The 18,081-nt window shown below is 73.9% G+C and carries 25 protein-coding genes and 1 pseudogene; 15 read left to right on the top strand and 11 right to left on the bottom strand.

Annotated elements, in window-relative coordinates; all coding sequences use genetic code 11:
* Positions 1 to 135: 135 nt before the first annotated feature.
* Positions 136 to 1,176, top strand: coding sequence for an NAD(P)-dependent alcohol dehydrogenase (locus FJ657_RS01835; RefSeq protein WP_141161976.1), 1,041 nt, complete (start codon positions 136 to 138; stop codon positions 1,174 to 1,176).
* Positions 1,177 to 1,273: 97 nt separating this feature from the next.
* Here the strand turns inward: FJ657_RS01835 and FJ657_RS01830 are convergent, their stop codons facing one another.
* A complete protein-coding gene (locus FJ657_RS01830) occupies positions 1,274 to 1,828 on the bottom strand; it encodes a TetR/AcrR family transcriptional regulator (protein WP_141161975.1) in 555 nt (184 codons plus the stop codon).
* A gap of 123 nt (positions 1,829 to 1,951) precedes the next feature.
* Here FJ657_RS01830 and FJ657_RS01825 point away from each other — a divergent pair, with 123 nt between their 5' ends.
* On the top strand, positions 1,952 to 2,542 hold the full coding sequence (locus FJ657_RS01825; protein WP_141161974.1) for a hypothetical protein: 591 nt from the start codon (positions 1,952 to 1,954) through the stop codon (positions 2,540 to 2,542).
* A gap of 26 nt (positions 2,543 to 2,568) precedes the next feature.
* Here FJ657_RS01825 and FJ657_RS01820 read toward each other — a convergent pair whose 3' ends face one another.
* The 3 genes from FJ657_RS01820 to FJ657_RS01810 are packed head-to-tail and all read right to left on the bottom strand — an operon-like array spanning position 2,569 to position 4,093.
* Positions 2,569 to 2,913 (bottom strand): hypothetical protein, encoded by a 345-nt coding sequence (locus tag FJ657_RS01820; RefSeq protein WP_141161973.1) that lies wholly within the window; start codon positions 2,911 to 2,913, stop codon positions 2,569 to 2,571.
* Positions 2,910 to 3,545 (bottom strand): Asp23/Gls24 family envelope stress response protein, encoded by a 636-nt coding sequence (locus tag FJ657_RS01815; RefSeq protein WP_141161972.1) that lies wholly within the window; start codon positions 3,543 to 3,545, stop codon positions 2,910 to 2,912. Before FJ657_RS01815 ends, FJ657_RS01820 begins: the two co-directional genes overlap by 4 nt.
* Positions 3,542 to 4,093 carry an RNA polymerase sigma factor gene (locus tag FJ657_RS01810; RefSeq protein ID WP_141161971.1) on the bottom strand — a complete coding sequence of 184 codons (552 nt, stop codon included), beginning with the start codon at positions 4,091 to 4,093 and terminating at the stop codon, positions 3,542 to 3,544. The genes FJ657_RS01815 and FJ657_RS01810 overlap by 4 nt, the downstream gene beginning before the upstream one ends.
* Positions 4,094 to 4,258: 165 nt before the next feature.
* Between FJ657_RS01810 and FJ657_RS01800 the strand changes: the two genes are divergently transcribed.
* The 6 genes from FJ657_RS01800 to FJ657_RS01775 all read left to right on the top strand — a co-directional run bounded on the left by FJ657_RS01800 (position 4,259) and on the right by FJ657_RS01775 (position 6,760).
* Complete coding sequence (locus tag FJ657_RS01800; protein WP_141161970.1) at positions 4,259 to 4,678, top strand: Asp23/Gls24 family envelope stress response protein; 420 nt, start codon at positions 4,259 to 4,261, stop codon at positions 4,676 to 4,678.
* Positions 4,675 to 4,875, top strand: a complete 201-nt coding sequence (locus tag FJ657_RS01795) for a hypothetical protein (protein ID WP_369407390.1) — start codon at positions 4,675 to 4,677, stop codon at positions 4,873 to 4,875. Before FJ657_RS01800 ends, FJ657_RS01795 begins: the two co-directional genes overlap by 4 nt.
* A 5-nt stretch (positions 4,876 to 4,880) precedes the next feature.
* Positions 4,881 to 5,288, top strand: coding sequence for a hypothetical protein (locus tag FJ657_RS01790; protein WP_141161969.1), 408 nt, complete (start codon positions 4,881 to 4,883; stop codon positions 5,286 to 5,288).
* Positions 5,285 to 5,860 carry a hypothetical protein gene (locus FJ657_RS01785; RefSeq protein ID WP_141161968.1) on the top strand — a complete coding sequence of 192 codons (576 nt, stop codon included), beginning with the start codon at positions 5,285 to 5,287 and terminating at the stop codon, positions 5,858 to 5,860. The genes FJ657_RS01790 and FJ657_RS01785 overlap by 4 nt, the downstream gene beginning before the upstream one ends.
* Positions 5,857 to 6,435 (top strand): hypothetical protein, encoded by a 579-nt coding sequence (locus tag FJ657_RS01780; protein WP_141161967.1) that lies wholly within the window; start codon positions 5,857 to 5,859, stop codon positions 6,433 to 6,435. Before FJ657_RS01785 ends, FJ657_RS01780 begins: the two co-directional genes overlap by 4 nt.
* Before the next feature lie 115 nt (positions 6,436 to 6,550).
* Positions 6,551 to 6,760: a CsbD family protein gene (locus FJ657_RS01775; RefSeq protein WP_141161966.1), complete on the top strand. Its 210-nt coding sequence runs from the start codon at positions 6,551 to 6,553 to the stop codon at positions 6,758 to 6,760.
* Positions 6,761 to 6,905: 145 nt separating this feature from the next.
* On the opposite strand, the gene FJ657_RS01770 is transcribed toward FJ657_RS01775, so the two are convergent.
* The 5 genes from FJ657_RS01770 to FJ657_RS17265 form a co-directional block, all read right to left on the bottom strand.
* Entirely contained in the window at positions 6,906 to 7,511 is a 606-nt protein-coding gene (locus FJ657_RS01770; protein WP_141161965.1) for a PepSY domain-containing protein, read from the bottom strand.
* An 80-nt stretch (positions 7,512 to 7,591) separates the two neighbouring features.
* Positions 7,592 to 7,924 (bottom strand): hypothetical protein, encoded by a 333-nt coding sequence (locus FJ657_RS01765; RefSeq protein ID WP_141161964.1) that lies wholly within the window; start codon positions 7,922 to 7,924, stop codon positions 7,592 to 7,594.
* A gap of 115 nt (positions 7,925 to 8,039) precedes the next feature.
* A complete protein-coding gene (locus FJ657_RS01760; protein WP_141161963.1) occupies positions 8,040 to 9,404 on the bottom strand; it encodes a sensor histidine kinase in 1,365 nt (454 codons plus the stop codon).
* Positions 9,397 to 10,071: a response regulator transcription factor gene (locus FJ657_RS01755; RefSeq protein ID WP_141161962.1), complete on the bottom strand. Its 675-nt coding sequence runs from the start codon at positions 10,069 to 10,071 to the stop codon at positions 9,397 to 9,399. The genes FJ657_RS01760 and FJ657_RS01755 overlap by 8 nt, the downstream gene beginning before the upstream one ends.
* Before the next feature lie 51 nt (positions 10,072 to 10,122).
* Positions 10,123 to 10,365 carry an ATP-binding cassette domain-containing protein gene (locus FJ657_RS17265; protein WP_369407389.1) on the bottom strand — a complete coding sequence of 81 codons (243 nt, stop codon included), beginning with the start codon at positions 10,363 to 10,365 and terminating at the stop codon, positions 10,123 to 10,125.
* Here FJ657_RS17265 and FJ657_RS17535 point away from each other — a divergent pair.
* Positions 10,322 to 10,642: pseudogene (locus FJ657_RS17535) on the top strand (hypothetical protein); the annotation flags it as partial. The gene FJ657_RS17265 and the pseudogene FJ657_RS17535 sit on opposite strands and share 44 nt — an antisense overlap.
* A gap of 312 nt (positions 10,643 to 10,954) precedes the next feature.
* On the opposite strand, the gene FJ657_RS01745 reads toward FJ657_RS17535, so the two are convergent.
* Positions 10,955 to 11,518: a TetR/AcrR family transcriptional regulator gene (locus FJ657_RS01745; protein ID WP_141161961.1), complete on the bottom strand. Its 564-nt coding sequence runs from the start codon at positions 11,516 to 11,518 to the stop codon at positions 10,955 to 10,957.
* A gap of 75 nt (positions 11,519 to 11,593) precedes the next feature.
* On the opposite strand from FJ657_RS01745, the gene FJ657_RS01740 reads away from it, so the two are divergent.
* The 6 genes from FJ657_RS01740 to FJ657_RS01720 all read left to right on the top strand — a co-directional run bounded on the left by FJ657_RS01740 (position 11,594) and on the right by FJ657_RS01720 (position 17,550).
* Complete coding sequence (locus FJ657_RS01740; protein ID WP_141161960.1) at positions 11,594 to 12,316, top strand: MBL fold metallo-hydrolase; 723 nt, start codon at positions 11,594 to 11,596, stop codon at positions 12,314 to 12,316.
* A 137-nt stretch (positions 12,317 to 12,453) separates the two neighbouring features.
* Positions 12,454 to 13,104 (top strand): LysE family translocator, encoded by a 651-nt coding sequence (locus FJ657_RS01735; RefSeq protein WP_219995841.1) that lies wholly within the window; start codon positions 12,454 to 12,456, stop codon positions 13,102 to 13,104.
* Between the two features lie 199 nt (positions 13,105 to 13,303).
* The gene (locus FJ657_RS01730; protein ID WP_141162672.1) at positions 13,304 to 14,092 is read left to right on the top strand and encodes a tryptophan 2,3-dioxygenase; all 789 of its coding nucleotides are present in this window, start codon (positions 13,304 to 13,306) and stop codon (positions 14,090 to 14,092) included.
* On the top strand, positions 14,085 to 15,266 hold the full coding sequence (locus FJ657_RS16980) for an amidohydrolase family protein (protein ID WP_181408827.1): 1,182 nt from the start codon (positions 14,085 to 14,087) through the stop codon (positions 15,264 to 15,266). The genes FJ657_RS01730 and FJ657_RS16980 overlap by 8 nt, the downstream gene beginning before the upstream one ends.
* Positions 15,263 to 16,579: a kynureninase gene (locus FJ657_RS01725; RefSeq protein WP_141161959.1), complete on the top strand. Its 1,317-nt coding sequence runs from the start codon at positions 15,263 to 15,265 to the stop codon at positions 16,577 to 16,579. The genes FJ657_RS16980 and FJ657_RS01725 overlap by 4 nt, the downstream gene beginning before the upstream one ends.
* Positions 16,576 to 17,550, top strand: coding sequence for a PaaX family transcriptional regulator (locus FJ657_RS01720; protein WP_141161958.1), 975 nt, complete (start codon positions 16,576 to 16,578; stop codon positions 17,548 to 17,550). The genes FJ657_RS01725 and FJ657_RS01720 overlap by 4 nt, the downstream gene beginning before the upstream one ends.
* 200 nt (positions 17,551 to 17,750) lie before the next feature.
* Here FJ657_RS01720 and FJ657_RS01715 read toward each other — a convergent pair.
* On the bottom strand, positions 17,751 to 18,081 hold a 331-nt coding region (locus FJ657_RS01715; protein WP_219995840.1), incomplete at its 5' end, for a hypothetical protein.

Here is an 18,081-nt window from a genome sequence, read left to right as displayed (position 1 = left end):
CTCACAGCAGGGCGTCGCACGCACAGCCGGCGTCTGGTCTGATGGTCGACGACCCCGCTCACCCCCACCCCGTTCCGTCATCCCGGAACCGACCGGCGTCACACCACCACGACCTCACCACCCCGAGGAGAACCGTTGCTCACCGTCAACGCCTACGCCGCCCCGTCGGCGACCGAACCCCTGGTCCCCATCACGATCGAGCGCCGCGACGTCGGTGCGAAGGATGTGCTGATCGCCATCCGCTACGCCGGCATCTGCCACTCCGACATCCACACCGTGCGCGGCGAGTGGGGCGAGATCGCCTACCCGCAGGTCGTCGGCCACGAGATCGTCGGCGAGGTGACCGAGGTCGGATCCGAGGTCACGAAGTTCGCCGTCGGGCAGCGCGTCGGCGTCGGCTGCATGGTGAACTCCTGCCGCGAGTGCGAGAACTGCCTCGCCGGCATGGAGAACTACTGCCTGAAGGGCAACACCGGCACCTACACGGCCGTCGACCGCGACGGCACGATCACGCAGGGCGGCTACTCGACCCACATCGTGGTCGACGAGGACTTCGTGCTGCGGGTGCCCGAGTCGATCCCCTACGCGGATGCGGCGCCGCTGCTCTGCGCCGGCGTCACCACCTACTCCCCGCTCGCGCACTGGAACGCCGGCCCGGGCAGGCGGGTCGCGGTCGTCGGCATGGGCGGCCTCGGCCACATGGCGGTCAAGATCGCGGCCGCGATGGGCGCCGAGGTGACCGTGCTGTCGCAGACGCTGTCGAAGCAGGAGGACGGCCTCGCCTTCGGCGCGGAGCACTACTTCGCGACGAGCGACCCGGCGACCTTCTCCGAGCTGCGCAACCACTTCGACCTGATCATCAACACGGTCAGCGCCCCGCTCGACATCGACGCCTACCTGCGCCTGCTGCGCCTCGACGGCGCGATGGTCAACGTGGGCGCCCCGCCGCAGGCGCTGCCGGTGCACGTGTTCACGCTGTTCGGCAACCGCCGCACCTTCGCCGGCTCGAGCATCGGCTCGATCGCCGAGACGCAGGAGATGCTCGACTTCTGCGCCGAGCACGGCATCGCGCCCGAGACGGAGCTCATCTCCGCCGACCAGATCAACGACGCCTACGAGCGCGTGCTCTCGAGCGACGTGCGCTACCGCTTCGTGATCGACACGGCGACGCTCTGAACGGTGCGCTGGATGCGCTGATCTGCTGATGTGCTGATCGCCTGATGCGCTGATCGGATGACGGGTCGCCGGCTTCGTGCAGGCGGCCCGTTGTCGTTCAGCCGGCGTCGAGCACGGCGGCGAAGGCCGCGTCGAGCGCATCGGCGATCGTCGCCGGGTCGGCGAGGTAGCCGTTCACCATGGCGCCGTCGCGCAGCAGCATGAGCCGCGTCGCGGCGGCCGCGGAGTCGGGGATGCCGGCCTCGGCGGCGATCTCGGCGAACTGCCCGCGCATCCACTCTCGATGCGCGGTGACGACCGCGCGCACCGGGTCGTCGGCGTCGGGGAACTCGGCGGCGGCGTTGATGAACGGGCAGCCGCGGAATCCGGGGGAGCAGCTCGCGGCGCCGATGCCGGTCGCGAGGGCGTGGAGGGTCGCGCGCGGGTCGCCCGCGCGGCGCTCGGAGCGCATCCAGCCGCTCTCGCCCTCGGCCTGGCGTTGGAGGTAGGCGACGACGAGATCGCTCTTCGAGCGGAAGTGCCGGTAGAAGGTGACCTTGGTCACGCCGACGTCGTCGATCACGCGGTCGGCGCTCGTGGCGCGGATGCCCTGGGTCGCGAAGCGCGCGGTGGCGGCGTCGAGGATGCGCTCGCGGGTCGCTGCGGCGGTCATGCGGGGCTCCGGTTCTCGAGGCGGCTTGCGGATCCGCCGGGATGCAGTCTAGGTTCCTGCATGTAGACGTACTAGTAACTCTACTACGCGATCGATCCGATCGGACCCCACGGAAGGAACCCCATGACCGACATCGGCACCGCCCCCGAGACCTCCGCATCCACGCCGCTCCCTCCGCTCGCCTCGGCGTTGCGGCGGCTGTACTTCCTCCGCTTCGGCGTCGCCGTGGTCTGGGCGATCGCGCTCGTCGCCGTCGCGTCGGCGGCCGCCCCCGGGCCGCTGTTCACGACCCTGCTGATCGTCTACCCCCTCGTCGACGCGGCCGCCGTGATCTGGCAGCTCCGCGCCGAGCGCGGCGGCTCGAGCTCGCGCGTCGCCGAGTGGATCAACGTCGCGATGAGCGTCGTCGCCGCGGTCGCGCTGGGCTGGGCATCCACCGCCTCGATCGGCGCCGCGCTCGCCGTCTGGGGCGTCTGGGCTGTCGTGGCCGGCATCGCCCAGCTCGCCGCCGCGCTGCTGCGCCGTCGCGCTGGAGGGCAGATTCCGCAGGTGCTGAGCGGCGGCATCTCGGTGTTCGCGGGCCTCGGGTTCCTGTTCCAGGGCCTCGGCGGAGCAGCGAGCGCGACCGGGATCGCCGGCTACGCCACGCTCGGCGGCGTCTTCTTCCTCGTGTCGGCGATCCGCCTCAGCGCGCTGCTGTGGCGCGCTCGCTGAAGCGCCGACGGTCGGCTGTCCGGGGGTCAGAGGCGATCGACGTGGATGCGCGACACCCGGATCTCCACCGGCACCGGCCCGGCGACCTCGCGCACTCGGGCGGTCAGCTCGTCGCACACCTCGCGCGTCGGCAGCGCGTCGTCGATCGCGACGCTGATCGTCGCCGAGCCGGAGCGCACGGCGCTCGCCGGGCGGGCGGCGCCGTCGCCGGCGACCTGCTGCAGCGCGCGCAGGGCGGCCGGGTCGGCGGGGAACAGGCGCTGCACCCCGGGTACGGCCAGAACGGCCGCGTCGATCGCGAAGCCGAGCTCGTCGGCTGCGGGGGCGTCGCCATCCTCGGCGGGCGCGGAGGAGGAGATGCGGTCGCTCATCGCGGCTCCGATCCGGGTTCGGCTGTCGTCGGCGCTGCGGTGTCGGTCGCCGCGGGCGCGGCGACGTGCACGTCGTCGATCGTGATGTCGATGCGGTCCGGCTCGAGCGGCGTCGAGCGCCGCAGCGCCGCGGCCACCCGGTCGCGCACCGCGGCGGCGATCGGGTCGAGACGCCGACCCGCCGCGACGCTGATGCTCAGCTCCACCTCGGCGCGGGTCTCGTCGACGATCCGCAGGCCGACCCGGCCGACCAGAGCGCCGTCGACGGCGTCGCCGGTCTCGCGCAGCAGCTGACGGATCGCGCCCTCGGTGACGACGTAGCGCGCATCCTCGCCGGTGTCGGGGAAGGGGATGTCGCGCCCGGCGCGCACCTCGCGGCTGATCGTGTCGAGCAGCGCGCGGATCCAGTTCTCGTCGGGCGCCGGCTGCGCCGCGGCGTCGTCGGCGACGAGATCGCGGGTGAGCGCGCCGAGGCGGTCGATCGAGTCGAGCAGGGCGACGCACTCCGGGTTGCCGTCGATCGCGGCGATCGCCGGGGTGCGGCCGCGGTCGGCGTAGGCCGACAGCGCCTCCAGGTCGTACCCGGAGCCGCCGACGCCGCCGGGGCTTGTCGTGTCGTTCGCGGAAGTCATGTCTGCCTCCACTCCATCATCTGCTCCAGCAGGTGCGCACGCGCCCGGGCGAGACGCCCACGAACCGTGGAGACGGGAACCTCGAGCCGCTCGGCGATCTCGTCGTAGCTCGCGCCCGAGATCTCGCGCAGCGTCCAGGTCACCCGCACCTCGTCGGGGAGGGTGTCGACGGCGGCCGCGAGCGCCTGCAGCTGCGACGACAGCACAGCCCGCTCCTCGGGGCCGTCGGTCACGGCGGCCGGGTCGATCTCGTCGATCGGGTCGGTCTCGCGGCGCGAGCGGATGCGGTCGGTCGCCTTGCGCGCGACGATCGTCGCCAGCCAGCCGCGCACCTTCGCCGGCTCGCGCAGCTCGGGCAGGCGCCGCCATGCCGTGATGAGCGCTTCCTGCACGACGTCGTCGGCATCCGCGCCCGATCGGGTCAGTCGGATCGCGAAGGCCCGCAGGTAGCCGGCGTGCCGGCGCACGAGCACGGCGAAGGCGATCTCGTCGCCGTCGGCGGCGCGCTGGGCGAGCAGCGCATCGGCGGCGTCGTCGAGTGCGCTCATCCCGTCACCGCCTCTCCCAGCTGACTGCCAGCAAAACCAGCGTGACGAAACCCGTGCCGGATGCGTCACATCCCCGAACAACCTAAGCCACCGCGCCCCGAGCGGTCGGCGGCTGACAGTTCGCGCGGATGATCGCGCGGCAAGAACTCGCAGAAGGAGAACCCCATGGCTCAGCCCGGCACCCCCACCACCGCCCCCGCGACCCTGCAGGGCAAGACCACGATCGTCGATCCGGTCGTCGCGAAGATCGCCGGCATCGCCGCCCGCGAGGTGCCCGGCGTCTTCGCCCTCGGCGGCGGCGCCGCGCGCATCATCGGCTCGGTGCGCGACGCGATCGGCAACACCGACCTGTCGCAGGGCGTCAAGGTCGAGGTCGGCGAGACCGAGGTCGCCGCCGACGTGACGATCGTCGTCGAGTACCCGCAGCCGCTGCAGGTCGTCGCCGAGGGCGTGCGCACCGCGGTCGCCGAGGCGATCACGGGTCTGATCGGCATGCAGATCGCCGAGATCAACGTGATCGTCACCGACGTGCACGTGCCCGGTGAGGACACCGCCGCCGAGCCGGTCGAGGCGCGAGTCCAGTGACGACCGCGCTGAACGGCGTCGTCATCGGAGCCGCCGCCGGGGTGGCCCTCGCGTTCGCCGGGCTCGCCTTCGGATTCTGGGGCCTCGTGCTCGTCGCCGTGCTCGGCGCGGTCGGCGCCGTGATCGGCGCAGCGGTGACCGGTCGGCTCGACCTGCGGGCGGCGTTCGACGCCGCGCGCGGGCGTCGGGTCGGATGAGCGCGATGACGGCGGTGGACGCCGCACCCGGTCGCGACGTGCCCGGTGACGACGTGCGCGAACTCGCCGGTGCCGCCGGCATCCCCGGTCGCGTGTCGATCGCCGAACGCGCGCTGCGTGCCGTATTCGCGGCGGTTGCGGCCGAGCACCTCGGTGTGCGGCCGCGCGACGTGAAGGCGACCGTCGCCGATGAGCGCGGGCGTCTCGCTGTCGCCGTGACGGCGCCGGCGCGGCGCTCCGAGTCGGGTTCGCTCGCCGAGAGCGGAGCCGCCGCCCGGGATGCGGTGCGCGTCGACGGCGGACGGATCGCCGGCGTCGAGGTCTCCTCCGTGTCGGTGCGGATCATCGGCGTCGCGGCGGCGGACCGATCGACGGCGCGGCGGTCGACAGGACAAGGACGGAGAGCACGATGAGCACGAATGCCGATGGACGCTTCGCGCGCACGCTCGCGCGGCGCGAGATGCATCGCTCGCGTTCGGTCGCCTCGAGCGTCGCCGCTGTGCTGGCTGCGCTCGCCGTCACCTATGCCGCGATCGAGCTCGTGCTCGCAGGCTTCCGCCTGCTGCCGCTGCTCGTGCGTCCCGCCGACGCCGAGAGCGCCTGGCTGACCGGCGCCCCACTGGTGCTCGCAGCGGCTGGCGCGCTCGTCGTGCTCGGCGTGATCGCCCTGCTGCTCGCGGTGCTGTCGCAGCGGCGCCCGCGCCACCGTCTCGACGACGCGCGCAGCGTCATCCTCGTCGACGACGACGTGCTCGCCTCGGCGGTCTCGCGTCGCCTCGCACGCTTCGCGGGCGTCGCCGCCGAGCAGGTGCGCACCGCGGTCGGGCGCGGTTCGCTCGCGGTGCTCGTGCGCCCGACCTCCGGTAGGCCGCTCGTGCAGGCCGAGCTCGACGACACCGCGGCCGCCTTCGCGACGGCCCTCGCCGCACGCCCCCGCCTGCGGTCGCGCGTGACCGTCGCCCGCGACGGGGTGGTCGCCCGATGACCCGCAGCAACCGCACCCTGAACCGGCTCGTGCTCGCCCTCGTCGGCGTGCTCGCGCTCGCGCTCGCCGCGGCGCTCGCGTGGCCGGCAGCCGCTCGGGCCCACCTCGAGGTCGCGGGTCTGGTCGTCCCCCCAGCCCCGCGCCTCGGGCTCGACGCACTGCTCGACGGATCCGACCGCCTCGTCGTGGCCGGCATCGCCGCCGGCGGCGCGCTCGTCGCCTTGGTGCTGGCCGTGCTGTGGGCGGCGAGCCGCGGACGCGGCGGCACGGCCACGGTGGTCGACGTCGACGGCGTGCGCGTCGACATCCACGCCGTGCGCGACGTGCTCGAGAGCTCGCTCGGCCCGACCCCCGCCGTGGTCGGCGTCGGCGCCACCGCGCACCGCCTGCGTGGACGCACGGCCCTGAAAGTGACGGTGCTGACCCGCCGGCACGCCGACCTGCCCGCGCTGCTGGACGGCGTGCGCACCGCGATCGACGACCTGGATGCCGCCCTCGGCGCGTGCGTGCCCGTCGTCGTGCGGGTGCGCACCGGCCTGCGCTCGAGCCTCGCCCGTGAGCAGCGGGCGGAGTGAGCCGGTGATCCGCTCGCGGCCGAGCTCACGAACCGGATACCCGAATCCCACATGACCTGACCGGGCGCATCCGTGCCCGTCCCCACCCCGGAAAGAGAAAAGAGAGGACGCCGACATGGCACTCGACGACGACATCAAGAACACGGCGCAGAAGCTGACCGGCAAGGGCAAGGAGGTGATCGGCGCCGCGACCGGCAACGAGAAGCTCGAGGCCGAGGGCAAGGCCGATCAGGTCTCCGCCGCGGCGAAGGAGAAGGTCGCCGACGTCAAGGACGCGGCGGGCGACATCAAGGACAAGCTGACCGGCGGCGGAAGCGGCCGCTGAGCGATTGTCCCGGCGGCTGGTTACCGCACGGGAGGCGCGGGTCGATCCTCCTGATCGGATCGGCCGGCCAGAGGGCGACTCGGGATTCCCGGGTCGCCCTCTCTTCGTCGTGCGCGTCGACGAACGACGCGGGGGCGCCGGAAGGTCAGTCGTCGTCGCTGTCTCCGGTCGAGGCGCTGACGACGGCGCCCGACGCGGCGTCGATGCGCACGCTGTGCTTCGCGCCCGTGTCGTCGATGACGTCGGCCTCCCAGACGACCGCTCCCGCGTGATCGTCGAGGTTCAGCTCGCGGATCGATCCCGCCTGCGCGGAGACGATCTTCGTCGCCGCCTCCGTGAAGTCGAGCTTCGCGGCGCCGAGGTAGCGCGCGTTCTCGGCCTGGTCTTCGGCGTCGGCCGGCTTCGCGGAGGGGGTGCCGACGACCGCGCCGTCGGCGAGCCGCAGCTCGGTCTCGGCGCCGTCGGCGCCCACCACGAGCGCTTCCCAGGTGCCGTCGTCCTCCTGCTCGATCGAGACGAGCGTGCCCGCCCCGACGGAGGCGAGGGCGGTCTTCCCGAGGTCGCGCAGCTCGCCGGCGGAGGCGCCCGCGGAGCCGGTCGTGCCGGTCGCGCTCGAGCTGCCGGCCGGCGCCGAGGAGCCGCTGCCGGATCCGCCCGTCGAAGCGGGGGTGCTGCAGCCGGCGAGCAGGAGTCCGGCGGCCAGCAGGGTCGGGATGCCGATCAGGGCGGGGGAGGTGCGTCGGGTGAACATGGTGTTCCTTTCGTCGGAGATGTCAGGACCGCGGGGTCGGAGGGCAGCGGGGCCGCGGGACGGAGGGCTCGAGGCCCCGATCAGTCGATGAGGGCGCCGAGCGGGCCGTCGTCGATCGCCTCGCCCACGGCCGAGACGCCGGTCGCGGCGACCCCGAGGCCGAGCACGGCGGCGGCGCCGAGTGCGGCACCCAGCAGCAAGGTGCGGCCGCGACGCGGCGTGACCGTCGTGGGCGCGGCAGTCTCCGGCGCGGCTTCCGCGGCAGCCTCTGTGGCACCCGCGGGCGCGGCTTCCGGGTCGGCCGCCGGAGTCGGCTGCGGGCCGGCCGCGACGACGGTCGCGACGTGGTCGTCGCCGCGACCCTCCTCGGTCGGGGCGGTCGTGGCGGTGGGGCTGGTGCTGGTCTCGCTCATGCCCCGAGACTGCCGACCGGGCGCTGTCGCCAGCCTGAACAGATCTGAACGCGCTGTCAGGCGGCAGGGACCGATGCTGGCGCTGGGCGGGTCCGGTGCTGGGCGGGCGGTAGCCCTACTGGACGATCGGGATGCGCAGCTCGAGCCGGGCGCCGCCCGACGGCGCCTCGGCGACGAGCGCGACGCCGTCGTGTCGGCGCGCGGCCTCCGCGACGATCGCCAGCCCGAGCCCCGCCCCGCCCGCATCGCGGGACCGGGCTTCGTCGAGTCGGACGAAGCGGTCGAAGACGCGTTCGCGCTCGGCGGGCGGGATGCCGGCCCCGTCGTCGTCGACGCGGATCACGGCGGTGCCGCGCTCCGCCGTGAGGCTCAGCGCGATGCGTCCGCGCGCGTGCCGGCGCGCATTGTCGCCGAGGTTGCGCAGCGCGCGGGCCAGCAGCGCAGGGTCACCCAGGGTCCGAGCCGCTGCGACCTCGGCCGACACCTCGGGGCCGGCGAGGGCTCGCAGTCGCGACGCCTCGGCCAGCACGAGGTCGTCCAGGTCGACGGGCTCGCGCCGCGTCGCCGACTGCTCGCCCGAGCGCGCGAGCACGAGCAGCGCATCCACCAGCTCGTTCAACCGCGAGGATTCGACGTCGACGACCTCGGCGAGCTGCGCCAGATCGGTGGTCTGCGGGTAGTCGGCGGCGAGCTCGGCGTGCTGGCGCAGGCTCGCGATGGGGGAGCGCAGCTCGTGCGAGGCGTCGGCGACGAAGCGGCGCTGCGCCGTCTGCGCGGTGTCGATGCGCTCGAGCAGCGCGTTCATGGTCGCGGTCAGCCGATCGAGCTCGGCGGCGCCGCCCGGCGTCGCGACGCGGGCGCGCAGGTCGGACGGGTCGATCGCATCCACCTGGGCGCGCAGACGGTCGACGGGGTGCAGCGCCCGACCCGTGACGAACCACACGATCGCCGCGAGCACCGCCGTCGCGAGCGGCACCGCGACGAGCAGCAGCGCGATCGCGGCCGAGGTCGCCTCGCCGGCGCTCTCGATCGAGCGGGCGACGAGCACGGTGCTGCCGTCCTCCTCCTCGGCGGCGATCACGTGCGGTTCGTCGTCGATCGTCACCCGGGCGCCGTCGCCGCCGGGCAGCGGCGCACCGGTCTGCTCGGCCGCCTCCTCGGTCTGGGCCAGGATGCGGCCGTCGCGCACGATCTGCACGATCGCGTCGTCGTCGAGGCCGGCGAGCGCGTCGCCGGGCGGAGCGCCGGCCGCGTCGTCGCCGAGCCGGTCGGCGACGGTCTCGGCCTGGTCGGCCGCGAGGGCGTGCTCGGCGTCGACGATCCGCGCATCCAGCAGCAGGGCGAAGCCGACAGCCCCGCCGCCGAGCAGCACGAGCGCCACCGCGGCGGCGGCGGCCGTCACCCGGGCGCGCAGCGAGAGCCCGCGTCGTCGCCGGGCGCCGGCCGGAGGCGGCGCCGGATCGGCCGTCGCCTCAGCCATCCGCGCTCATCCGGTAGCCGGCGCCGCGCACGGTCGCGATCGACGCGCGCCCGAACGGCCGGTCGATCTTGTCGCGCAGCCGACCGACGTACACCTCGACGATGTTCGGATCGCCCTCGAAGGCCGAATCCCAGACGCCGTCGAGCACCTCGAGCTTCGACACGACGGCGTCGCGATGGCGCAGCAGGAAGTCGAGCACGGCGAACTCGCGCGCGGTCAGCTCGATCGGCGCGCCGGCCCGCTCGACGCGACGGGCGGCCGGGTCGAGTCGCAGGTCGCCGAGCTCGAGCACGGTCGGCCGCTCACGACCGCCGCGGCGCACGAGGGCGCGCAGCCGGGCGAGCAGGACCGCGAAGCGCGCCGGCTTCACCAGATAGTCGTCGGCGCCCGTGTCGAGGCCCTCGACCTCATCCCATTCGCCGTCCTTGGCGGTGAGCATGAGGATCGGCGTCCAGTCGCCCTCGGCGCGCAGCGTGCGGCACACGACGTAGCCGCTCATGCCCGGCATCATCAGGTCGAGCACGATCGCGTCGTAGTCGTGCTCGCGGGCGTACCAGAGGCCGTCGACGCCGTTGCCGGCGACATCCACGGCGAAGCCCTCGGCCTCGAGCCCGCGGCGCAGCCCGTCGGCGAGGCGCACCTCGTCGTCGACCACCAGAACCCGCATGGCGTCAGTGTGCCGTGCGCGCGCTGAATCGGCACTGAACAGGGCCGGACGCTACCGCGGCACCACCATCGGCGTGCCCGTGTGCGGGTCAGGGATGACCGTGCACGCCGGCCCGAAGACCCGCTCGACGCTCTCGGCCGTCACGACCTCGGCGGGCGGGCCCGAGGCGACGACCTCGCCGTCGCGCATCATCACGATCCGGTCGGCGAAGCGGGCCGCCTGGTTGAGGTCGTGCAGCACCGCGACGATCGTGCGGCCCTGCTCGTTGACCTCGCGGAAGAGCTTCAAGAGCACGCTGGCCTCGATTGTGACCGGGGAGCTCGAGCCGCACGAGGGCGCGCGTCGGCTCGGGTCGGGCGTGGTGCGGATCGGGCTGGTCAGCCAGGAGAACCACGTCTTCACCGGCGCCCTGCGCGACGATCTGGGGCTGGCGCGGCCCGGTGCTGACGATGCCGCGCTCGCCGATGCCCTCGAGGTCGTGCTCGCCGATCGCGGGGTCGACCGTCTCGGCGACGGTCTCGACACGCGGCTCGGCGACGGGGAGGTCGAGCTGAGCGAGTCGCGTCGGCAGCAGCTGGCGCTCGCCCGGGCCCATCTGCACGCGCCGCACCTGCTGATCCTCGACGAGGCCGGTTCGGAGGCGGGCGCGAGTGCCGGCGGAGACCTCGAGGAGGCGGTGCGACGGGTCGCCCGCCGGCAGACCACGATCACGATCGCGCACCGGCTCGACCAGGCGGCGGTCGCCGACACGATCGTGGTGCTCGACCACGGCCGCATCGCGGAGCAGGGGCGCCCGAGCAGCTGCTCGCCGCGGGCGGCGCCTACAGCCGGCTGTGGGAGGCGTGGCACTCCGAGCGGTGACGGCGTCGTCGGCCGGCGCTGCTCAGGCGTTCGCCGACACCGCCGCGACGGCGCGCTCGACGCCCCAGTCCCACGCCGCATCCAGGTCGCCGCCCATCTGCAGCGAGTCGCTGAGGCGCATCGTGAGGTAGCCGTTCGCCCAGGCGGTCAGGAAGCGCGCCGCGTCGAGCGCGTGCGCCGTGCCGACGAGTGCGGTCGTCGCGGCGAGCAGCGGAGCGAGGCTGCGCTCGAGGTCACCCGGCGTCGGACGCGGGACGCCCTCGGTGACGCCGAACACGAGCCCGTAGCCCTGCGGCTGCGCGAGCGCGAAGGCGCGCAGCGCGTCCAGCTGGCGGCGGATGGAGCGGGCCGCGTCGTCGGGATCGGCCGCCGACTCGACCCGGTCGTTGAGCTCGTCGACGGTCGCGGCGACGACGGCCGCGAGCAGGGCGCGGCGGTCGCGCACGTGCTTGTAGAGGCTGGGGGAGCGCACGCCGACGCGCTCCGCGACGGCGCTCATGGTGACGGCATCCGGTCCGCCCGATTCGAGCAGGGCGCGGGCGGCGGCGACGACCTGGTCGATTCCGGTCTTCGGCGGGGTGGGCATGGCGGGCGCTCCTGTTCGTCGCTGTCACGGTATCCGGGCTTGACGGATCGCCGATAGCTAACTACCTTAGCCATCATGCAGCTCGCACCGGGACTCCACCGCATCGGCAACGACATCGTCGCCGCCCACCTCCTCGTCACCGCCGAGGGCATCACGCTCGTCGACGCCGCGCTTCCGGGCCACTACGCCGACCTCCGTCGCGAGCTCGACGCCCTCGGCCGACCCGTCACCGACATCCGCGGCATCGTGCTCACGCACGGCGACAGTGACCACATCGGCTTCGCCGAGCGCCTGCGCGGCGAGGTCGGCATCCCCGTCTACGTCGGGGCGGAGGATGCCGACCGTGCCCGCGGCGCGAAGCCGCCGGCCACCCCGCGAGACCCGATGAAGCTCGGCCCGACGATCGGCTTCGCCGCCTACGGGCTGCGCAAGGGCATGGTGCGCATCCCGCCGCTGAAGGAGGTCGTGCCGGTCGCCGACGGCGACGTGCTCGACCTGCCCGGCGCGCCCGTCGTGATCGGCATGCCCGGGCACTCGCCGGGCAGCATCGCCGTGCTCGCCCCCGCGCTGCGGGCGGTGTTCGTCGGCGACGAGCTCACGACCCGGCACGTGCTGACCGGGGTCGAGGGGCCGCAGCCGGCGCCCTTCACCGACGATCAGCACGACTCCTCGGTCTCGCTCGGAAAGCTGCGCGGCCTCGACGTCGACTGGGTGATCCCGGGTCACGGCGCGCCCTGGCGCGGCGGGCCGGATGCGCTCATCGACGCCTACCGCGCGGCGGAGGCGGCGCGGGTCTGAGCAGGGATGCGCGATGGCGCGGACCTGCGACGGGGTCGACCCTGCGACGGGGTCGAGCCTGCGACGGCGCCGGGCCGAAGGCCACGCAATCGAACTGGCCCGCGCGCACGGCGCCCTCGACCGCGCAGGCTGAGCGCGTGATCCTGACGACCCTCGCACCCGTGCTCGTCACGTACGCCGTCGGCACGGCGAGCCCCGGTCCGGCGAACCTGACGGTCATGACGATCGCCGCCCGCGACGGGCGGCGGCCGGCGCTGATCTTCGCCGGCGGCGTGCTGCTCGGCGGGCTCACCTGGGCCGTGCTCGCGGCGACCGGGCTGTCGGCGGTGCTGACGAGCTTCGCCGGGGCGCTCACCGCACTCAAGGTGATCGGCGGCGGATACCTGATCTACCTGGCGGTGCGCAGCGCGCGGTCGGCGCTGCGCGGGCGCGGGCGCGGAACCGCCGGGGCGACCGGGGTCGCGGACCCCGCGCCGGCGCCGGTCTCGTCGGCGGGCTGGCTGCGTCGCGGATTCCTGCTGCACCTCACCAACCCGAAGGCCCTGCTCGTGTGGGCGGCGACGATGACGGTCGGGCTGCACGCCGGATCCGAGCCGTGGATGCCGTTGCTGATCATCGCCTGCTGCGAGCTGTGCGGCATCGTGATCTTCGGCGCCTACGCGTTCGTGTTCTCGGCCGAGACGATCGCCCGCGCGTACCGTCGCGCCCAGCGCGTCATCGAGGGCGCCGTGGCCGTCGTGTTCGCGGCTTTCGGTGTGCGTCTGCTGCTCACGCCGCTGGAGGCGTGACGGCATCCGCTCGAGCATCGAGGCCGTCACATATTGCATAGTTCTGACGGTCGCACGTATCGTGCACTACGGATGAACCGGCGCAGGGTGCGGGCCGCGCATCCGTGGAGGCTCCGTGAGCACGCACGATGAGAACGCGCAGGCCAACGGCAACACCCGCCCGCTCGAGGCCGGCATCGTCACCGACCTGAGCGACCGGATGAGCTACGGCGGCTACCTGCAGCTCGACACGCTCCTCGCCGCGCAGCTGCCGGTGAGCGAGCCCGAGCACCACGACGAGCTGCTGTTCATCGTGCAGCACCAGACCACCGAGCTGTGGCTGAAGCTCGTCATCCACGAGCTGGATGACGCCCGCCGCCTGCTCGCCGCCGACGATCTGCGCGGCGCGCTCAAGCGCATCGCCCGCATCAAGCACATCCAAGAGGTGCTGACGCAGCAGTGGAGCGTGCTCGCGACGCTCACCCCGACCGAGTACGCCGAGTTCCGCGGCTCGCTCGGCAGCTCGTCGGGCTTCCAGTCGGCGCAGTACCGGGCCGTGGAGTTCGGGCTGGGCAACAAGAACGCGAAGATGCTGCGGGTCTTCGACGCCGAGCCGGCGAACCGCGAGCTGCTCGAGCGCGAACTGAACCGACCGAGTCTCTACGACGAGTTCCTGCGACTGCTGGCGCGGCGCGGCTACGCCATCCCCGCCGACATCACCGAGCGGGATGTCACGGTCGCGCACGTGCTCGACGAGCGGATCGTGGATGTGATCGAGACGGTCTACCGCGACGCGGAGACGCACTGGGATGTCTACGAGAGCTGCGAGGAGCTCGTCGATCTGGAGGACAACTTCCAGTTCTGGCGGTTCCGGCACCTGCGCACCGTCGGCCGCACGATCGGCGGCAAGATCGGCACCGGCGGATCGAGCGGGGCCGACTTCCTGGCGCGGGCGCTGAACCTCACGTTCTTCCCCGAGCTCTACGCGGTGCGGACGCGCCTTGGCTGAGGACGCCGAGAACAGCTCCCCACGTCTCGTACGCGCCGATCTCGCGCGCGTCGACGGCCGCTGGCAGCGCGACATGCTGTTCGCGGTCGGCGCCGACCGCATCCACCCGGCCTCGGAGGCGGACCTCGCCCGCGCGGAGGCGGATGGCACCGACCCCGCCGCGGCGCCGCGACTGCGGGCGACGGTGCTGCCGCCGATCACCGACGCGCACGTCCACGTGGGCCTGACGGAGCTCGCCGACCGCGCGTCGGGCTCGCTCGCGCGGGTGCTCGATCTGGGCTGGGATCCGGCGCGGATCGTCGAGCGGGCCGCGCGGGCCGACGACGCAGCGCATGCCGCCGACCCCGCAGCAGAGTTCGCCGGCACCGAGATCCGCTTCGCGGGCGCGTTCCTCACGGCGCCCGGCGGCTACCCGTCGACGCGCGGCTGGGCCCCGCCGGGCTCGGTCGTCGGCGTCGCCGCGCCGGTCGAGGCGGATGCGGCGGTCGCCGCCCAGGTCGCGCTCGGCGCCGACGTGGTCAAGGTCACGCTCAACGCGGATGCCGGTCCGGTGCCCGACGATGCGACGCTCGAGGCGATCGTCGCGGCCGCGCGGCGTCGGCGGCGTCCCGTGGTCGCCCACGTCGAGGGCGTCGGCCAGGCCGAGCGCGCCGGTCGGGCCGGGGTCAGCGCGCTCGCCCACGCGCCCTGGACCGAGCGGCTCGACGACGCCCTGCTGGCGTGGATGGCGGGGGCGGGCCTGCGCTGGGTGGCGACCCTCGACATCCACGAGCGCGGGCGCGGTCACGGTGCCGGCCTCAGTACCGCGGCGTCGACCGCTCTCGACAACACCCGCCGCTTCGTCGCGGTCGGCGGCACGGTCGTCTACGGAACCGACGCCGGCAACGACCTCGACCACGGCGAGCTCGAGCCGCGTGAGCTCGGGTTGCTGGCGTCGGCCGGCCTCGACGCCTCCGCGCTGCTCGACGCGCTCGACGGGCGCGGCCTGCTCGCGCCCTGGGGTGCGACGGTCTCGCTGCTGCCCGACGATGCGACGACGCGAGCCGCGTTGGGTGCGGGCGGGGACGTGGGCGCGGGTGCGGGCCCGTCCTCTGCACCTGCCGCCGACCTCATTCCGACCCTGCTCGGCGCGCAGCCCGTGCACGCCGCCCACCTCGAGGAGCACCTCTCGTGACCGATCCGAGCACCGCATCCACTCTCGTCCCCGGTTCCCCGTCGGGCGAGGACTTCGACCCGACGGCCGCGCTCGCCGCGGTCGCGACGGCGCTCGACGCCGCCGATCCGCTGGCGCGCTTCACGAGCCGTTTCGCGGCGAGCCCGGGCGTGGTCGCGTACCTCGACGGCAACTCGCTCGGGCGTCCGGTCGCCGATCTCGCGGCGCGCATGACGCGGTTCATCGAGCACGACTGGGGCACCCGCCTCATCCGCGGCTGGGATGAGGGGTGGATGCGGCGCCCCTTCGACCTCGGCGACCGTCTCGGCCGGGTCGCGCTCGGCGCCGCCCCGGGGCAGACGTTCATCGGCGACTCGACGACCGTGCTGATCTACAAGCTCGTGCGGGCGGCGCTCGCGGGGCGTCCGGGGCGCACCGAGCTGGTGGTCGGCGACGACGACTTCCCGACCGACCGCTACATCGTCGAGGGCATCGCCGCCGAGGCCGGCGCGACGGTGCGCTGGGTGCCGACCGACCCGGCCGGCGGGGTGACGCCCGAGCTCGTCGCCGAGGTGCTGAGCGAGCGCACCGCGGTCGTGCTGCTCAGCCACGTCGCCTACCGCTCCGGGTTCGCGGCCGATGTCCCGGAGATCACCCGGCTGGCGCACGCGGCGGGCGCCCTCGTCGTCTGGGATCTCTGCCACAGCGCCGGCGTGCTGCCGATCGGGCTGGACGAGTGGGGCGTGGATCTCGCCGTCGGCTGCACCTACAAGTACCTCAACGGCGGCCCCGGCGCGCCCGCTTTCGGCTACGTGCGGGCCGCACTGCAGGACGAGCTGCGGCAGCCGATCCAGGGCTGGATGGGGCACGCCGACGTGTTCGCGATGGGGCCCGGCTATGAGCCGGCGCCGGATGTGCGGCGTTTCGTCAGCGGAACCCCGGCCATCCTCGCGATGGAGGCGATGGATGCGACGCTCGACCTCGTCGAGGAGGCGGGGGTCGCGGCGATCCACGCGAAGTCGCGGGCGCTGACCGATTTCGCCGAGCGGGCGCTCGGGGTGCACGTGCTGCCGCACGGCGCGCGCCTCGTCTCGCCGCCGGCCGGAGCGCGGCGGGGGAGTCATCTGACGGTCGCGCATCCGTCGTTCCGCGAGGTCACCGCGCGGCTGTGGGAGCGCGGGGTGATCCCCGACTTCCGGGCGCCCGACGGCATCCGCATCGGACTGTCGCCGCTCAGCACGACGTTCGCGGAGGTCGAGGCGGGCGTGCGCGCGATCGGCGAGGAGCTGCGGGCCGCCGCGACGGGAGCGACCTCGCCCGGATCGACGGCGTGAACCGGTCGGCCCGTGATGTGCCCGGCTCCGGGTCGGCGGTGATCGCGCCCGCGCTCGGTGCGTCCGGCGCTGCGCTGGCCGGAGCTGCTGCGGCGCGGTCGGTCGAGGTGCCGTCGCTCGCCGTGCCCGTCGACGAGCTGGGCATGCGCACGGGCAGCGTCCCGTCGCTGGTGCTGACGATCGTCGGGCTCTATCTGCGGCGCTCGGGCGGGTGGTTGTCGACGGCCGCCCTCGTGCGGCTCGCGTCCGATGCCGGGGCGGCGCCCGGGCTGACCCGTTCGGCGTTCACCCGGTTGAAGCAGCGGGGTGTGCTGGTCGCGGCGCGCCCCTCCGGTGTCGCCGGGTACGCCTTCGCGGAGGGCGCGTCGCGGATGTTCGAGCGCGGTGATCGGCGCATCTTCGCGCCGCGGCGCATGGCGCTCGGCGATGCCTGGAGCCTGCTGTCGTTCTCGCTGCCTGAGCAGCAGCGCGGACTGCGGGCGCAGCTGCGGCGACGGCTGCAGGGAATCGGATGCGGCATCGTCGCGCCGGGGCTCTGGATCGCACCCGGGTATCTGGCCGAGGAGATCGAGGAGATCCTGGTCGAGCTCGCGGTGCGCGGGTCGGCGGTGCTCTTCGACACGGATGACCCGCGCCCGGCCGAGCCGCTCGCGGACGCCGTGGCGTCCTGGTGGGATCTGCCGGCGATCGCCGCCCGCCACGAGGAGTTCCTGCGGGTGCTCGCGGGCCTGCCCGCCGTGTCGGGGCCGACGGCGGGGCCGGGGTCGGAGCTCGCGGAGGCTGCCGCTTTCCGCCGATATGTGCTCGCGGTGGATGCGTGGCGCGACATCCCGTACGTCGACCCGGGTCTGCCGCTCGAACTGCTGCCGGATGACTGGCCTGGCCGACGCAGCATCCCGGCGTTCCTCGAGCTCTCGGAGCGTGATGCGGATTCCGCGCTCCGTCACGTCGTGCGCGTGCGCGAGCGCTGACGGGCTCTCGCTCGCGGCTCCGCGCGTGTGGTCGCGTGGCTTGACGTGCTCGCGCGGCTTGCTCGCGCGGCTCGCTCCTTCGCGGGTGCTCGTGAGGTCGTGCTGGTTCGGGCGTGGTCGCCGGCGTGTTCGTGTTCGCAGCTCGGGTGGCTGCGGTCCGCACCGCACGCCGCTCGCTGGGGTCCGCCTCGGACGGGCGCTCAGAAGGGCGCGGGGTCGAGTTCGCGACCGAGTTCGATTTCGAGCAGCTCGAAGAAGCGGTCGATGGCGTCCGGGTCGGGGTCGATCGGGATGCGCAGGCCGGCGGGGTCCGCCGCGATCCCGGGCGAGTCGAATGGGATCGGCGGATCGGGCGGAATCACGAGGTCGGGTGGCCCGGATGGATGGCGATCTGCGGGTCGGATCGGTGGATCGAAAGTGTCCATGAGGTCGGGCGCCCTCACTCGATCCGGCGGAATCGACGTCGTCAGGAGAGCGAATGCGACAGCGGGGGTCGGTGCGTTCTCGCGGTAGATCCGTCCGGACTCGGAC

Origin of the sequence: Schumannella soli (assembly GCF_006517435.1) — a bacterium.
GTDB classification, from domain to species: Bacteria; Actinomycetota; Actinomycetes; order Actinomycetales; family Microbacteriaceae; genus Schumannella; species Schumannella soli.
This window is presented reverse-complemented; position numbering and strand designations above follow the sequence as displayed.

Bases quoted from the DNA above. Each gene is read 5' to 3' on its own strand.
- FJ657_RS01830 (WP_141161975.1), bottom strand. From the start codon at position 1,828: ATGACCGCCGCAGCGACCCGCGAGCGCATCCTCGACGCCGCCACCGCG.
- FJ657_RS01825 (WP_141161974.1), top strand. From the start codon at position 1,952: ATGACCGACATCGGCACCGCCCCCGAGACCTCCGCATCCACGCCGCTC.
- FJ657_RS01820 (WP_141161973.1), bottom strand. From the start codon at position 2,913: ATGAGCGACCGCATCTCCTCCTCCGCGCCCGCCGAGGATGGCGACGCC.
- FJ657_RS01815 (WP_141161972.1), bottom strand. From the start codon at position 3,545: ATGACTTCCGCGAACGACACGACAAGCCCCGGCGGCGTCGGCGGCTCC.
- FJ657_RS01810 (WP_141161971.1), bottom strand. From the start codon at position 4,093: ATGAGCGCACTCGACGACGCCGCCGATGCGCTGCTCGCCCAGCGCGCC.
- FJ657_RS01800 (WP_141161970.1), top strand. From the start codon at position 4,259: ATGGCTCAGCCCGGCACCCCCACCACCGCCCCCGCGACCCTGCAGGGC.
- FJ657_RS01790 (WP_141161969.1), top strand. From the start codon at position 4,881: ATGACGGCGGTGGACGCCGCACCCGGTCGCGACGTGCCCGGTGACGAC.
- FJ657_RS01785 (WP_141161968.1), top strand. From the start codon at position 5,285: ATGAGCACGAATGCCGATGGACGCTTCGCGCGCACGCTCGCGCGGCGC.
- FJ657_RS01780 (WP_141161967.1), top strand. From the start codon at position 5,857: ATGACCCGCAGCAACCGCACCCTGAACCGGCTCGTGCTCGCCCTCGTC.
- FJ657_RS01775 (WP_141161966.1), top strand. From the start codon at position 6,551: ATGGCACTCGACGACGACATCAAGAACACGGCGCAGAAGCTGACCGGC.
- FJ657_RS01770 (WP_141161965.1), bottom strand. From the start codon at position 7,511: ATGTTCACCCGACGCACCTCCCCCGCCCTGATCGGCATCCCGACCCTG.
- FJ657_RS01765 (WP_141161964.1), bottom strand. From the start codon at position 7,924: ATGAGCGAGACCAGCACCAGCCCCACCGCCACGACCGCCCCGACCGAG.
- FJ657_RS01760 (WP_141161963.1), bottom strand. From the start codon at position 9,404: ATGGCTGAGGCGACGGCCGATCCGGCGCCGCCTCCGGCCGGCGCCCGG.
- FJ657_RS01755 (WP_141161962.1), bottom strand. From the start codon at position 10,071: ATGCGGGTTCTGGTGGTCGACGACGAGGTGCGCCTCGCCGACGGGCTG.
- FJ657_RS01745 (WP_141161961.1), bottom strand. From the start codon at position 11,518: ATGCCCACCCCGCCGAAGACCGGAATCGACCAGGTCGTCGCCGCCGCC.
- FJ657_RS01740 (WP_141161960.1), top strand. From the start codon at position 11,594: ATGCAGCTCGCACCGGGACTCCACCGCATCGGCAACGACATCGTCGCC.
- FJ657_RS01730 (WP_141162672.1), top strand. From the start codon at position 13,304: ATGAGCTACGGCGGCTACCTGCAGCTCGACACGCTCCTCGCCGCGCAG.